At 66.6% G+C, this 13,321-nt stretch carries 12 protein-coding genes; 8 read left to right on the top strand and 4 right to left on the bottom strand.

Annotated elements, in window-relative coordinates:
- From LRQ07_RS04250 to LRQ07_RS04240, 3 genes are all read left to right on the top strand, one after another.
- Positions 1-474: a VanZ family protein gene (locus LRQ07_RS04250; RefSeq protein ID WP_256535934.1), complete on the top strand. Its 474-nt coding sequence runs from the start codon at positions 1-3 to the stop codon at positions 472-474.
- Positions 471-1,202, top strand: a complete 732-nt coding sequence (locus LRQ07_RS04245) for a low molecular weight phosphatase family protein (protein ID WP_256535933.1) — start codon at positions 471-473, stop codon at positions 1,200-1,202. Before LRQ07_RS04250 ends, LRQ07_RS04245 begins: the two co-directional genes overlap by 4 nt.
- 92 nt (positions 1,203-1,294) lie before the next feature.
- A complete protein-coding gene (locus LRQ07_RS04240; protein WP_256535932.1) occupies positions 1,295-2,758 on the top strand; it encodes a polysaccharide biosynthesis tyrosine autokinase in 1,464 nt (487 codons plus the stop codon).
- 24 nt (positions 2,759-2,782) lie between these two features.
- Here the strand turns inward: LRQ07_RS04240 and LRQ07_RS04235 are convergent, their stop codons facing one another.
- On the bottom strand, positions 2,783-3,874 hold the full coding sequence (locus LRQ07_RS04235; protein ID WP_256535931.1) for a hypothetical protein: 1,092 nt from the start codon (positions 3,872-3,874) through the stop codon (positions 2,783-2,785).
- Between the two features lie 374 nt (positions 3,875-4,248).
- Here LRQ07_RS04235 and LRQ07_RS04230 point away from each other — a divergent pair, with 374 nt between their 5' ends.
- Positions 4,249-5,145, top strand: a complete 897-nt coding sequence (locus tag LRQ07_RS04230; RefSeq protein ID WP_256535930.1) for an AraC family transcriptional regulator — start codon at positions 4,249-4,251, stop codon at positions 5,143-5,145.
- A gap of 196 nt (positions 5,146-5,341) precedes the next feature.
- Complete coding sequence (locus tag LRQ07_RS04225; protein ID WP_256535929.1) at positions 5,342-5,890, top strand: hypothetical protein; 549 nt, start codon at positions 5,342-5,344, stop codon at positions 5,888-5,890.
- Positions 5,891-5,957: 67 nt separating this feature from the next.
- Here the strand turns inward: LRQ07_RS04225 and LRQ07_RS04220 are convergent, their stop codons facing one another.
- On the bottom strand, positions 5,958-7,034 hold the full coding sequence (locus LRQ07_RS04220; RefSeq protein ID WP_256535928.1) for a heparan-alpha-glucosaminide N-acetyltransferase domain-containing protein: 1,077 nt from the start codon (positions 7,032-7,034) through the stop codon (positions 5,958-5,960).
- Between the two features lie 48 nt (positions 7,035-7,082).
- On the opposite strand from LRQ07_RS04220, the gene lepB reads away from it, so the two are divergent.
- Positions 7,083-7,769 carry a signal peptidase I gene (lepB, locus tag LRQ07_RS04215; protein ID WP_256535927.1) on the top strand — a complete coding sequence of 229 codons (687 nt, stop codon included), beginning with the start codon at positions 7,083-7,085 and terminating at the stop codon, positions 7,767-7,769.
- A 23-nt stretch (positions 7,770-7,792) separates the two neighbouring features.
- On the opposite strand, the gene LRQ07_RS04210 is transcribed toward lepB, so the two are convergent.
- Together LRQ07_RS04210 and LRQ07_RS04205 are read right to left on the bottom strand one after the other, a co-directional pair.
- A complete protein-coding gene (locus tag LRQ07_RS04210) occupies positions 7,793-8,896 on the bottom strand; it encodes a hypothetical protein (RefSeq protein WP_256535926.1) in 1,104 nt (367 codons plus the stop codon).
- 30 nt (positions 8,897-8,926) lie between these two features.
- Entirely contained in the window at positions 8,927-9,847 is a 921-nt protein-coding gene (locus LRQ07_RS04205) for a nucleotidyltransferase family protein (protein WP_256535925.1), read from the bottom strand.
- Positions 9,848-9,992: 145 nt separating this feature from the next.
- Between LRQ07_RS04205 and LRQ07_RS04200 the strand changes: the two genes are divergently transcribed.
- Together LRQ07_RS04200 and LRQ07_RS04195 are read left to right on the top strand one after the other, a co-directional pair.
- Complete coding sequence (locus LRQ07_RS04200) at positions 9,993-11,861, top strand: DUF4012 domain-containing protein (protein ID WP_256535924.1); 1,869 nt, start codon at positions 9,993-9,995, stop codon at positions 11,859-11,861.
- Positions 11,862-11,906: 45 nt separating this feature from the next.
- A complete protein-coding gene (locus LRQ07_RS04195) occupies positions 11,907-13,277 on the top strand; it encodes a hypothetical protein (protein ID WP_256535923.1) in 1,371 nt (456 codons plus the stop codon).
- Positions 13,278-13,321: the final 44 nt, after the last annotated feature.

Genomic DNA, 13,321 nt, shown 5'->3' with positions numbered 1-13,321 from the left:
ATGCCTTCCCCTCGCCTCGCCCCCGTCCCCGGCGGAGTGCTGATCGCACGGGTGGCGCTCGTCGGCTACCTCCTCTTCGTGGGGTTCACCGTCTGGCTGCCGGCGACGGTCTCCGAGAAGGTCACCGGTCTGGTCGGCATCATGGCCCGGTGGGTCGCCGACGCGGGCATCGCCCCGTACCGCCCGAGTGCCGTGGTGCTGGAGGTGCTCGCGAACGTCGCGCTGTTCGTGCCCGTGGGTCTGCTGCTCGCCTTCGCACTGCCGCGTCTGCGACTCTGGCAGATCGTCGTCATCGGCGCACTGATGAGTGCGGTGATCGAGTCGGTGCAGGGTTTCATGCCCTCCCGCTTCCCCACGCTCAGCGACGTGATCGCGAACACCACGGGCACGCTGCTCGGCGGCGTGCTCGCCGTTCTCCTCGTGCGCGTGGGCGCGGGCGCTCGTCGCGGCGCGGATGCGAGGACGGCGTCGTGAGCGGGCGAGGCGAGGAGAACCCGCCCACCGCGATGAGTCGCCGGAGCTGGCGCCGGCAGCAGTCCGCCGCCGCTCCCCTCTCCTTCGGTGCCGCCCCTTTCCTCGGCGGCTCGCTCGGCGGCGAGGGCGACCAGGAGGGGCCGCTCACGATCCTCACGGTGTGCACGGGCAACATCTGCCGATCCCCGCTGGCCGAAGTGCTGCTGCGCGCCCGCCTCGAGCCTCTGGGAGTGCGCGTGCACAGCGCCGGAACGCACGCCCTCGTCGATCACGCGATGACCGAACCCGCGCAGGCCCTCGCGGTGGAAGCCGGGGCGCGCGCGGAGGACGCCGCAGCTCACCGCGCCCGGTATCTCCGGGAGCCGCTGCTGCGCGACGCCGACCTGGTGCTCACCATGGCCAGGGAGCATTCCGCCCACGCCGTGCGGATGATGCCGAGCCGCGTGCGTCGCACCTTCACCGCGCGGGAGCTTGCCCGGTGGAGCAGGATCGTGGACCCGGAGCACGCCCGGGCGGCCGCGGAGTCCGCCGGCGAGACACCCCGCGCCCGCTTCGCCGCGGTGCTCGCCTTGCTGTCCGCAGAGCGCGGACCCCTGACGGCGGGCACGGAGGACGACGATGTGATCGATCCCTACCGCCGCTCCGCGGAGACCTACGCGCGGTCGAGCGCACAGCTCATGCCCGGGATCGACGAGGTCGAGCGGCTCGTGCGCATCGCGATCGGCTGAGCGTGCCCTCCGCACGGGACCGTGCGGCCCCGTATGCTCTTTCTCATGTGTGCATCCCGCCTTCCCCACGGGATGTGTGAGGGGATCAAGAGTTGGAACTGAGCGACTACATCCGGATTCTGCGCGCCCACTGGATCGTGATCCTGATCGCGACCATCGTCGGAGCCGGAGCGGCCTTCGGCTGGAGTGCCCTGCAACCGAAGGTGTACTCCGCCGACACGACCGGCATCGTCACGTCGGTCGGCGGCGACGGCACCAGCGGCGCGGCGCTCGTGGGCAACCAGCTCGCGCAGAGCAGGGTGAAGTCCTACCTCAACCTGGGTTCCTGGCGGGCCGTCGCGGAGCACGCGATCGAGGAGCTCTCGCTCGAAGAATCGCCGGAAGAGCTCGTGGACCGGGTCTCGGTCACCAACCCGCTCGACACCACGGCACTGATGGTCACCGCGACCGGCCCGACTCCGGAGGAGGCGCAAGCTCTCGCCGAGGCCTGGATGCGCGGCATGGCTGCGGAGATCGAGACGCTCGAGGGCGGGACGGCGTCCACACCGGCGGCGGTCACGCTCATCGTGGGCGACTCGGCGCGCCTGCCCACCGCTCCGTCGTCCCCGAACACCCGGCTGACCGTGATCATCGGCGCGTTCGTCGGACTCGCCGCCGGCCTCATCTACGCCTTCATCCGGCACACGGTCGATCGCCGCGTGCGGCACCCGCGCGACATCGAACGCGAGACCGGGGTGTCGGTGATCGGAACGCTTCCGCTCGAGAAGACGATGTCGGACGAACGCCAGGTGATCGATTTCTCCCTGGACGCCCAGCACGGGGTCTCGCACCACACGATCGAGTCGATGCGCGAGCTGCGCACGAATCTGCAGTTCATCGACGTCGACAACCCCCCGCGGGTGATCGTGGTCACCAGCTCGGTGCCCGGAGACGGCAAGTCGACGGTCGCCGTCAACCTCGCCTCGAGCATGGCCGCCGCCGGTGAGTGGGCCATCCTCATCGACTGCGACCTCCGCAGGCCCGTCATCGCCGACATCTTCGGGATGTCCCCCGACCTCGGCCTCACCGACATCCTCGCGGGACGCGCGGAGCTGCAGGACGTCGCCCACCGACCGAGCCGCGACATGCCCCTCGCGGTCGTCGGAGCCGGGCGGGTACCCCCGAACCCCAGCGAGCTGCTCGGCTCCCACCGCATGCGCGACTTCCTCGCCGAGATCAGCAAGACCGCGATCGTCATCCTCGACTCCCCACCCGTGCTCCCGGTGACGGATGCGGCGGTGCTGGCGGCCGGCGCCGATGGTGTGTTGGTCGTCGTGTCGTCCGGCAAGACCACCTTCGACATGTTGCAGCGCGCGATCGCCAACATCACCCGCACCACGGGCCGGGTGCTGGGCGTGGTGCTGAACAAGGTGCCGCGCAAGGGAGCGGAGTCCGCATACTACGGCCGCGAGTACTACGGCGCGTACGAGCGCTACGGCCGCGACGACGACACCAGGGGGGCGGAGGCCGTCGCGACCCCCGAACCCGGTGTGCGCCGCCGGGGGTCCGGGGACTGATCCGGCCCCGGAACGGATCCACCTTCAGAGCCGCGGTGCGTCGACCGCTCTGAGCACCCCGTCGGTGAGCAGTCGTTGCACCGCGCGCTCCACGATCGTGTGCGCGTTCTCGCCCGCGGGCTCCCCGTGCGCAGCCACGACGGCGCGCACGATGCCTTCGAGCGGCCGTCCGTCCGCGGCCGCCCAGATGTCCGGTCCGATGCCGTCGAGCACGTGGACCTGCCCCCCGGTCGGCGTTCGTCGCAGCAGCACCGTCCGACCGTCCAGGGCGAGCGCGTCGACGGTCTCCGCACGCACGAGACCGCCGGGCTCCGGGGCCCCGATGACCGGCGATGTCGTTTCTTCGGTGACAGCATCGACGGGCCGCGATGGAGTCAGCATGAGGTCGTCGATGACCGCATCGATGCGGTCGACCTCGCGGTAGCGCACGCGCACGGCACCACCGGTCGCCGCGAGCAGCGCGGCGATCCGTCGGAGCGGCGCCGGGCCGTCGGCGAGATAGCTGGTCTGCGGCCCCAACAGAGCCAGTGCTTCCGAGATATCGAGAGGGTCCACCTCGGGCTCTTCGGGTCCGTCGTCCGAGCGATCGATGACGACGATCTTCGCCACGCGGAGGTCGTCGGGCAGCGCCCGGCCCCGGTCCGTGCTCGAGAGCGCGATCTGAGCCTTGGGAGCGTCGCGACGCTCGATGATCGATAGCGGCTTCCGGTAGGGGACGACACGGCCGGCATCGTCGATGCCGATGGTCTCGTCACTGACGTACGCATAGCGCCGTGCCAGATGGCGGGCAGCCGTCGTCTTTCCGGTCCCCGATGCTGCGCTGAGCACGACGACCCGACCATCACGCGCAGCGAGCCCGGCGGCGTGCAGCATCCAGACGTGATCGCGCCGACGGTGCGCCAGGGCTTTCATCGTCACCTCGGTCGAGAGCGCGGACAGCGCTTCGGGGTCGCCGCTGCCCGCGGGGACGACGGCAGTGGCAGCGGGGGCGTCCTGCCCGTCATACCGCGCGTCAGCCCAGGCATCGAAGGCCACGGCACGGAAGTCCGCGGAGCGTCGGGAGACGTCGATCTCGACGACGACGCCGACCGCAGTGACGAGGAAGCGATCGGGCATGACCGCCAGCCTATCCACGATCTCGCCCGTGAGTCGTCTCGCCACATCCGGTCTCGAAAAAGCACAGAACGCGCAGGAATAACGCGCAGTGCGCGCTTTTGCTCCATTCGCCGTACAAGCTGCAGCGAGGCCTCTACGGTGGCTCGCAAGGTGAGGCTCCTGGGGGATGCAGACGAGCTTCGTGTCGTCTCGCCACACGAATTCGCAGTCCGTGTTGACAGGAGGCCGATGATGATTGAACCTGTATTCAATTCACCACTGTATCGACGCGCTGGAAAGGAATCCGTCGCACGACGAGGTGGTCGGCGGCGTAGGAACACCACCATCACAGAGTCGCTGCTGCCACACGCTGACACCCCGAGGAGGGACGTCTCGTGACACGCTCTTCCGCTCAGGTCATCGACGATCGAGCGCTCGCTGCGCACGGGGTGCGGCGGATCGGAGACCGGCCGGGTCTGCGTTCCCGGGAGCGCACCTCCGGCGAGATCATCCTGCTCAGCACGAACGGCGGGACCTCCGAGCTCCACGTCGACACCGTGTCCGCGTACCCCGACCACGCGGTCTTCGCTTTCGTCCAGGCACACGCGCTCTGGTCGCGACTCGACGGCGAACCCTGGGTGGAGACGGCAGGCGGTCTGGTCGTCGCCGCACAGGGCATCACTCGCCGCCTGCGCTGGGCGGGCGCCTGGCGGTTCGTCGCGGCACTCGTGCCCCGGTCGGCGGTCGCGTCCTTCGTGCCTTCGCTGCCACCCGACGCCACCTTGTACACCGAACGCCGGCTGCTGGACACGTCGATGCAGCAGTTCATCGACTGCCTCCTGGACACGGACGACAAGGCATCCGCGATCGAGCAGTACGCCATCGAGCAACTCGTGATGGAGATGAGCGGCGCCGTGCTCCTGGATCGGATCGGCGGTGTGAGCGGCCAAGGTTCGCCGCATGCCGTGCTGCGCGAGAGGGCGATCGCGGTGATCGCTCAGCAGTGCGGTGATCCTGCGCTCAATCCGGCCCAGGTCGCGCACGAGGTGCAGTCGTCACTCCGGCAGCTCCAGCTCGTGTTCTCGGAGTCCGGGAACAGCGTCGCGGCCGAGATCCGCCGGCAGCGCGCTCGTCTCGCGCACTCCTTGCTGGTGGACAGCCGCTACGACGTCCTGAGCATCGATCAGATCGCGCAGCGCGCCGGATTCCACTCGCCGATGAGCATGCGGCGAGCGCTCGACGAGGCGTACCAGGCGACTCCGCGGGCGCTTCGAGCCACGCGCCGGGCATAGCTCCGCGCAGTCGAAAAGCACACGTCGCGCAGGTTGCGCGCACGGTGCGCGAAGTTCGCCGAAACCCCCTTCGCTCCGCTCTCCACCGCCCTAGCTTGAGGTCCACGACGGGGCTCCTGGGGGATGCAGACGATCGTGTCGCCTCGTCACGACACCGCGGGAAACCGCATCTGCATCGAACAGGGAGGGCACTCACGTGACCGAGGAAATCCAGAAGAACAAGGGCGTCTCGCGCCGCACGCTCGTCAAGGGCGCGGCATGGTCGGTACCCGTCATCGCGGCCGCCGTCGCCACGCCGCTCGCCGCCGCCTCCGTCGCGGACAACGATCTCGTCCCGGCGCTCAGCGGCCCCATCGCGCTGAACCTCACCGCGCTCGGCATCCCGGTCGCGACTGTCAACACGGTCAACACGCTGACGATCACGAACAACGGCCCGGATGCGTCCACGGCCGGAGCCACAGCCGTGATCCAGTACACGCCGTCGCTGCTCACCCTGAACATCGGTCCGGTCGCCGGGGTGACCGTCGCCGGCTCCGACGGAAACTACACCCTGACGCTCCCGTCGATCCCGTCGGGCGGCAACATCGTCATCAACCTCGGCACGACGCTCGACACGCTGCTCGACCTCAGCCTCCTCACCACGCTCCTGGGGGGCCCGCAGCAGACCATGACCGCCACCGTGTCCGGCGACACGGTGACCGGCAACAACGCGACCGCCGAGAACGTCGGTATCACGCTCCTCTGAGCCGCACGCCGCAAGGAAGGGCGCCACGCCGGTCGTGGCGCCCTTTCGTGCGCCTGGCGGCCGCGGGTCAGGCTGACCGGTCGCGCGCCCGGAGGAGCGGCTTGCGGCGGCCGGTGAGCCACCCCATGACCCATTCGACCGGGCCGGTGCCGATGAACCTCCACCAGAGCCATCCGGCCAGGATCATCCCGGGCACGATCATCAGCCAGCCCGGCCAGAAGTTGTCGACGGGCCGCCCGTGATCTCCGCTCCACAGGGCGATGAGCCCGACGTGGAGGAGATACAGCGACAGCGCGACCTGACCGCAGGCGATCAGCGGCACGAACAGTCGTGTCCAGAAACGCCGAGCACCGTCGCCACGAACGGTCGCCGCGAGGACCACGATCACGTACACCGCGAACACGAGCGCGAAATCCTTCAGGGTGTCGAGGTAATCCCCGGACTGCACGTCGCCAAGCCGCTGACTGATGCCCCACGCCAAGTACCCGAGCGGCGCCGCGATGGCCAGCGCCAGAAGCAGCCGGTCACGCTGCAGGCCGTGCCGGATCAGGAGCGCCCCGACAAGGAACATGGGCAAGAGACCAACCACCCGGTAGTGCGATCCGAGCAGGAACCACTCGATGATGTCACCGACGGGAGCGGGTGCCGTGTACACCCACGTCCACGTCCTGGCGAAGCCCACTAGTGGCTGGCTGATGGATACGAGGATCGCCGTCACGGCGATCACCACAGGAGTTCGTGCAAGGAGGATCGGGGCCCCGAGGATTATGGTCACGCCGAGATATGCCAGGATCACATCGACCCACGAGTTCCAGGTCACCATCCAGACGCCGAGCGCGATGAGGAACAGCCCCCGGACCGTCTGTTGCAGAAGTGTCGGGCCAACCCGCCCGCCACGGCGCCAGACGAGCTCTGCCGCCATGCCCATCACCAGTGCGAACAGCGGCGATGCCAGATCACTGAGGTTCGCTGTCAAGAACTTCGCGGCCCACGCCAGCTCGGGGAGGAACGGGTTCGCATGCGCGATCAGCATCGCGACTATCGCCACGCCACGGAGGATGTCGGGGATGATCAGACGCTGCGCCGGCGACACTGATGCGGACTCGAGCAGGCGGGGACCGACCTCATCGGAATAGTGGGCCATTCACTGACAGTATTGTGTCGACACCGTGACGCGCGAGCCGGAGAGCAGATGATGACGACCGATGCACCGAGACCGCGCCGGCGAGTCCTCGGGAACATCTGGGTCAACATCGTGCTCGCGCTCGCACTGACCGGCATCGTCGTCGCCTTCATCGGCCAGCCGTCGTCCGGATCCATGTCGCCAACGCTTGAGCCGGGCGACCGCCTCATCGTCAACCGCCTCGCCTACATCAACGCAGCCCCCGCACCGGGCGACATCGTCGTGTTCCGCCCCGGTGAGGCCTGGGGCGAGAAGCCCGCCGAGGTCGGCGGGAACTGGTTGTCGCAGGCGCTCCACTGGGTCGGCGAGACCACAGGAATCCGGCCGTCTGTGCTGGTGAAGCGAGTGATCGCCGGCCCTGGCCAGACCGCGGAGTGCTGCGATGCCCAGGGCCGGGTGCTGATCGACGGGGAGCCGCTCGATGAGCCGTACGTCGTCAAGGATCCTCCCTTCGCCGCCGGGTCACTCGACTGCCACAGCGAGCCGATGTCGACCCGCTGCTTCGAACGGACCACCGTTCCAGAGGACTCGTACCTCATGCTCGGCGACAACCGGGCGAACTCGGCCGACTCCGCGTATCTCTGCCGCGGTACTGCGGATCCGGACGAGAACTGCTGGCGCTGGATGACGCGCGACGACGTGTTCGGTCAGGCCGGAGCCATCCTGTGGCCGGTCGGTCGATGGGGCGGGCCGTAGGCGGGTCGACGAGAAGTGCCCGTTCAGATCCGCACGAGCAGCCCTCGAGTCCACAGATCGTAGAGGAGCGCTTCGATCGGACCTTCGATCTCGCGAGCGTCAGCCTCGAAGACTCGAGCGCAGGAATCGACGAGTACATCCTGTCTCACTGCGCGAAGGTCGACGAGAATCGACCACACGACGTGCGACGAACCGGCCAGGGCCAACGGGGAAACACCGTCGGGGCTCAGCACCGTCGTGCGGGCGTCATCTCCCACCCACGCGACATCGTCAGCGATGCGCCACGATGGCAGGGAGTCGAGCAGCCCGAGCTCGCGCAAGGTATTGACCACCGAATCGGGACCCCCCAGCCGCGTTCGTTCGACCCCATCAGCGCCGTTCCACGCTCGAGCGACGCCTGCGCTCAACACGTGAAGAAGAGGCGTCGTAACAGCCCCCTGGAGCACGGCCGAACTCCCGTCCGACAGCTCGATCTCATCAAGGGCAGGCCCTCGGAAGTAGAGCGGTCTCGCTGGCGTCGATCCTTCGGCTGGCTCATGCTCGCTCCGATGGCGCGCCTTCGAACTCAACGGCGACTCGTCGACGACGAGGCCGGTCTCCGAAACGCGGCCCCGTGCCATCGACATCAACTCATCCACGGTGACCGTAGAGGCGACACCGAGATGCGCCACGTGGCACTCTGAGACGACTTCAGCAATACGCCCCAGAGGTCGAGACATGTTGCCCAAGCCGACACTGGCACTCACGAGGGCACGCAGGATGTCCTCGAGACCGAGGGGCGACGCCTGCGCTTCGGCCGCGACTGCACGGCTGATGACAACGAGATGTCCCGCTCGCAGTGTCGCCGGCGGGTTGGGCCGTTTCGAGGAGGGTGGTGCATGCTCGGCCTGCGGGTCGTGAATAGGGATGACCAGTCCGGTGGCATCGATACCGACAAACCGAGTGCTCATATACCCGGGGGCTGCATCGAGCCCTGGCACGATCGTCTCGAGGTTCAGCCCGTCGACAGCCAGCAGCAGCGTGACCGACCCGCCCGCCTCCGCGATCGCCCCCGCGCGCAGGACCCACACGTCGTTCCTGATCTCGGTGAGCGCCCCGCCGAGCGGGCGTTCGTGGACAGCCGGCATGGTCGTAGCCTATCGATTGCCGACGGGCCTTCAGCGCCTCGGATTGCGCACGTAGTTGAAGGTGGCGCGCAGTCCCCGACGCCAGCGCTCGATCTGGTAGCGCATCATCTGACGCGTCGACGGCGGCACCGACTTGTCATTTCGGGGCACGAGCTCCTTCGGTACCCACACCGCACGAATGAGAGTACGGGCACGTTCTCTGATCGGTCCGCGCCGAAGGGCGATGAGCCATCCGGCCGCACCTCCATCCGCGCCGAAGCGCAGGTTCGAGGACCAACTCTCCGCCTCGCTCATCGAGAGGTCATTCTCGACAGGCCCGAACCCCATGATCTCGATCGCCTCGCGAAGCACCCATCGGGACCGTCCCACTTCGGCGAGTCGCAGAAAGTCCTCGCGGTCGCCGTCGCCGAGACGGCCCTGCAGCATCTCGATGATCGATTCCCACTCCGTCCGATGCCGGGCGACGGACATGTTGCGCAAGGCATGAAGAGCGCCGATCATCATCGATGGCACGAGTGCGGGGATTGTCAGCGCGACGCCTCCCACGTAGAGCGCCTCGCGACGGTTCCACAGTTCATCGAACACGTCTGCCGGGTCGGCGAAAAACCCGGGGAACCTCTCGTGGACATCGATATCGCACGGCCATTTCGGATGAATGTAGGTTCGGGAATGCGGTTCGAGTATCGTCGGCGTCGACCTCGCCACCCGTTCGTGCCAGCCGTTCGACTCCAGCGCCGCACAGAACTCGCCGAACCCGCGTGGGTCCACGAGAAGGTCCGCATCCGCGGACAGGCGTGGTTCACGGAGTGCATGGTGATCCGCGGCGGGGCCCTTTATAGAGAGGACTCGAGTGGATACCTGCTCGGCGACCCTTGCTCCCAGCGCATGTGCCAGCAGCGTAGCCTCTGGTAGCCGAAGTGGCACAGCTTGCAACTCGTCCGGACGCCCCATGTCACCTTTCTAGACGCGACACGCCACCGATCGCATTCCCCCACATTCTTGCACTTCGGGAGCGCCCGCTCGCTCGTCACCTCTCACAGATTGCCTTGCGGCGCTGCGCGACATGGTGCCATGCGCAGATGATTGGATAAGTTACATGAGCTCGCACCAGCCCCCCGCTTCTCGAAAGGCCGCACGCGAGTCTCGTGCAACCGAGACCACTCCCGAATCGCCTCAGCCCGACAGCACGCCACGTCGGCGACGACGCAGATGGATCTGGCTGACGCTCGTGGTCGTCGTGCTCGCCACGATCGGCGGAGCGGCGTGGGTCGCACTGCAGGTCTACACCCAGGCACAGAGTGCCCGGAGCAGCCTCAGCACGGCGATGACCGCGGCACAGGAAGCGAAGTCATCTCTGCTCGCCATGGACGTCGAGGCTGCGAGCGTGAGCGCTGACTCGGCGCTCGAATCGACGGGGGCAGCCGTCGACGAGACCGGCGGCATGGCATGGAGCATCGCAGAAGCCATTCCCTTCGGTGTCGGCGAGAACGTGCGGGCCGTCCGCATCGTCTCCGAGCTCACCGACCGCCTGGTCAACTCCGTCGCAGGGTCGATCCAGGGGCTCGATCTCGCAGCCCTCGCTCCGCGACAGGGCAGGTTCAATCTGGACGCACTCGACGACCTGAAGAGTACGACAGCTGATCTCTCGGCGACCGTCGACTCGGTCGTCACCGACCTCGGAGCCGTCGATCGAGATGCGCTGATCGGTCCTGTCCGCTCAGGAGTCGAGTCGTTCGCCGACGAAGCCTCGCAACTGCAGTCGACCATGACTCCGATCGCCGACACGCTCGCTCTGCTCCCGCGTGCGCTCGGGTCCGACGGACCTCGCAACTACCTGGTCATGTTCCAGGGGAACTCGGAAGCGCGGAGCCTCGGCGGAAACCCGGCTGTGATGATGCTGTTGCGTGCCGAGGCGGGCTCCATCAGCATCGTTCGATACGCGGACACGGCGGAATTCCCCAACGGTCTGGATCAGCCGGTCACGCAGCTCACCGACGAGGAAATTGCCATCTACGGCGACAAGATCGGCCGCTGGACCCCAGACCTGACGATGGTCCCGGACTTCCCCCGAGCGACCGAGATCCTGGAGGCTCATTGGCAGAACACGATCGGCGAGCCGTATGACGCCGTGGTGTCGCTCGACCCCGTGGCGCTCTCGTACATCCTTGCAGCGACGGGAGAAGTACCACTGCCCACCGGAGAGGTGCTCACGGCAGAAAATACCTCCCCGATCCTGCTGAACGGTGTCTACTTCAACTACAAAGACGGGTACTCGCAGAACGCGTTCTTCGCCGCAGCCACCGATGCGATCTTCACAGCCCTCACAGGAGGCAGCCCCTCTCCGGTCGCTCTCATCAATGCCCTGAGCAGAGCCGCTGACGAAGGTCGACTGCTCTACTGGTCATCGGACGAAGCGGAGAGCGCTGCGATCTCGGGGAGCCGCCTCGCAGGCTCCCTGCCCTCATCGAACGACGAGCAGACAGCCATTGGCGTCTACGTGAACGACAACACGGGTTCCAAAAAGAGCTATTACCTCGACCTGGCGATCTCGGCGTCGTTCGAGGGGTGCGAAGCGGGACAGCCACACACCGCTCAAGGTACCGCGGTGCTGTCCTCGAAGATCGACGAAGAACTGGCGGCGCGATTGCCGTACTACGTGCGTGGCCCCTACTACGCCGCCGAAGACGTGAGCACCTATGTCGTCATCTACGGGCCGGTCGGTGCCTCTCTCAGTAGCATCGCCATCGATGGCGCCCCCGCGAAACCCATCAGCATCGGCACACATCTCGATCGCCCCGCAGTGAAGATCGAAGTGTTGAACCACCTGGTCAGCTCGCACACGATCGAGTTCGAGTTCGCGCTTCCGGCATCGACGAGCGTCGGCCCCCTTGAGATCTGGCACACGCCGATGTCGAGGGCGACGCAGTTGACGATGGAAGCCCCTGCGGCCTGCCCAACGCCGTAGGGGATCGGACCGAGCGCGGGAGGGCCGCCCAGTAGGCTTGGCACGATGGAAGACATGACAACCGTGTTGCCCTCAGCGCGCGTCGTGGCCTCAGATGGCAGACCCGCAGAGCGCTCCGGTTTCCTGCGCAACATCGGACTGTATGTCTACGTCTTCTACGTCATCTACACGCCGACGTTCTCCGCCTCGTTCTTCGCGAGCAAGTTCTTCATTCTGACCGCGCTCGCCGCCGTCCTCATGCTCCACTCCGCATTGAGCAGGCAGCGCATGTTCAGGCTGTTGGGATATCCCCCGCTGAAGCGTTTTCTTGTCGTCATGTTCGGCTTGAGCCTGTTCGTCGCGATCGTCCACCTGGCCACGCATCCCGAGGTCGAGGATTTCGTTGATCTCCGCATCGTCCAGAACAATGTGCTCCTGCTGATGGCGATCCACGCCGCCTTCATCGTCCACATCTGCAAGAGCCGCGGGTTCAGCGGAGAATCCACCCTCCGGATGATCTACAAACTGGCCGCCTTCCAAGGTGTCTGGGGCCTGCTCTCCTTCGTCTTCATCCCGCTCAAGGATCTCTCGAACTGGCTCTATCAACTCGCCGCGGGTGACCGAGGTGAGTATCTGATGAGCTCCCGGATCTATGGACTAATGGGAGAGTTCACGTTCGTCACCCCGATTTATCACGGCATGCTCGCCGCGGTGGCCGTCTATTTCGCCTTGAACTATCGCTTCCGTGGACTGCGCTATGTGCCTCTGATCCTCGTCGCGATCCTACTCAACGGAAGAACCGGGATCGCCGTCTTTGCTGCCCTGACCGCGCTGATGATGCTCGGCCAGGTTCTTCGCGGCCGCAAGGTCGGCTCCGCCCTCGCGATCGTGGCCGTCCTCGGAAGCCTCCTGGCGATCGCGTGGACCGTCGTCTCCCAGCTCAGCCCGATCACCGCACGTTTCCTCCAGGGGTTCGTCGACGAGACCACGGCCCTTGTGGCGGATGGTTCGGTGGAGGGAACATACAGCGTTCTGTTTCAGGACATAGTCGTCTTCCCCGAAGATCTCGGCCTCATCTGGGGCACGGGCGATGACGTTTTCCAAAGCCAAGGGTTCCGGTCCGACGTCGGATTGACGAACGACCTCTTCATGGGCGGGCTCATCTTCGTCGTCATCGGATACGGCACTCTGGCATATTTCCTCCTAAAGAACTCACGACCCGACACCGTTCTGTTCCTTGCTCTGTTCGCCGGATTCGCCATCGGAATCATCAAAGGGCAGATCTTCATCGGCACTCCCGTCCTGTTCCTGTTCGTGTTCGTCGTCCTACTCCACAAACAGATCATCGACAACGAAATGCCAGCGAAGAGCCCCCGAAAAGCGCGCCGAGGCCGCTCCCTCCCAGTCGGCAGAGATCTCACCACTCTGCGCGCCTAGGCGGACACCGAGCGCAACTTGGCCTCGTTCTCGCGCAGCCTGTA

The sequence above is a fragment of the Microbacterium sp. J1-1 genome (genome assembly GCF_024498615.1).
Lineage (GTDB): Bacteria > Actinomycetota > Actinomycetes > Actinomycetales > Microbacteriaceae > Microbacterium > Microbacterium aurugineum.
Note: the sequence above shows the minus strand (reverse complement) of the source record. Positions and strands in the feature narration are given on the sequence as shown.